The following is a 1,279-nucleotide window of genomic DNA, read 5'->3' as shown; positions in this document are numbered from 1 at the left end:
AATATCTTAAAAACATCCAGAGAAAATTCTTTAGCCTCTTCATCCAGTAAATCTCTTTTAAAAGATAACAAAACGCCCTTTTTACCTGCCTTATTTAGCTGATGCACCCGATAAGGTGGCAACAGATAGATCCAGTGTCCTTTTTGTGGCTGACCTTCATCTTTTATAGCATGTAAGGGATATTCATTCTTTAGCCAGACTACTTCAAAAAACTCCTTTCTGCCAGGATCATTTAAATAGCTTGGAGGGCAATTAGCAAGATTTCTTATATAGATAAGGGAGTTGTTCAACTCGTCTGTTACTTCTTCTTTTATCATTTATCTTTCTACTTATCAGTATCCGTTCGTTCGTCCCCTCCGGACAATATAGATTGCAACGGAATAACAAACCTGCAACCTCATGTACAAGCAGATTGGAAAGTGTCGCAAAAGTACAGTTTCATTTGTTATACATAATCAGCTGTATCGGTACAACTAAGTTACAACTACAAAGTTTCTAAATTGTCCAACACATTGCGCTGATTGTATAACAGCAGCCCTACTCCCCTAACCTACCTTTGTAACAGCATACAGGAAGTAATTTAAGTGCAATGCTTACGCATAAATCACTTTATTAATAAAATCACTACCACATGATAAAGGCAAACGGTCAGGATTTAGCAGCGTCTCTAAAGAGCAATTTTGAGCTTATTTTAGATGAAAACCAAAAGCTGGCTGATAAAATTCAGTATAGCGAGGTAGCGAAAATCATACCTTTCATTCAGGATGCTGAACGAGTTTTCTTAGTGGGTGCAGGACGGTCGGGGCTTGCTTTACATTCCGCTGCCATGCGCCTCATGCACCTTGGCCTTTCCGTTTTTGTGGTTGGAGAAACCACAACGCCAGCTATTAGGACTGGAGATTTACTTCTGGCTGCCTCCGGGTCCGGCACAACAAGCTCTATAGTGAAAGCGGCAGAGAAAGCGGTTGCTGCCGGTGCCAAAGTGGTGGCACTCTCAACAACAGTCAACTCGCCACTAGCCACATTGGCAGCACATGTGGCAGTTGTACCGGCTGCACAAAAGCAGGACCATGGCACCACAATTTCGGAGCAATATGCCGGCAGCTTGTTCGAGCAGGCCATCCTGCTTCTCACAGATGCCATCTTTCAAACCCTATGGAGCATAGACAAAACGCCTGCTGAGGAGCTCTGGAAGCGGCATGCAAACCTTGAATAACAAGAATAAAAATTCAGAAAAATTCCTTTTATATTAATAAAGATAGAAAAATGACAAAATTAC

At 41.8% G+C, this 1,279-nt stretch carries 1 protein-coding gene and 1 pseudogene; one reads left to right on the top strand and one right to left on the bottom strand.

Annotated features, from left to right (window positions below):
- A pseudogene (locus tag ACFQ2O_RS21675) lies at positions 1-317 on the bottom strand (AraC family transcriptional regulator); the annotation flags it as partial.
- A 314-nt stretch (positions 318-631) separates the two neighbouring features.
- Between ACFQ2O_RS21675 and hxlB the strand changes: the two are divergent.
- Positions 632-1,216, top strand: a complete 585-nt coding sequence (gene hxlB, locus ACFQ2O_RS21670) for a 6-phospho-3-hexuloisomerase (protein WP_377533001.1) — start codon at positions 632-634, stop codon at positions 1,214-1,216.
- Positions 1,217-1,279 lie beyond the last annotated feature (63 nt).

The sequence above is a fragment of the Pontibacter rugosus genome, from assembly GCF_042678745.1.
GTDB lineage: Bacteria > Bacteroidota > Bacteroidia > Cytophagales > Hymenobacteraceae > Pontibacter > Pontibacter rugosus.
Note: the sequence above shows the minus strand (reverse complement) of the source record. Positions and strands in the feature narration are given on the sequence as shown.

What these genes read in the sequence shown, in the direction of transcription:
- hxlB (WP_377533001.1), top strand. Translation starts at nt 632, where the DNA reads ATGATAAAGGCAAACGGTCAGGATTTAGCAGCGTCTCTAAAGAGCAAT.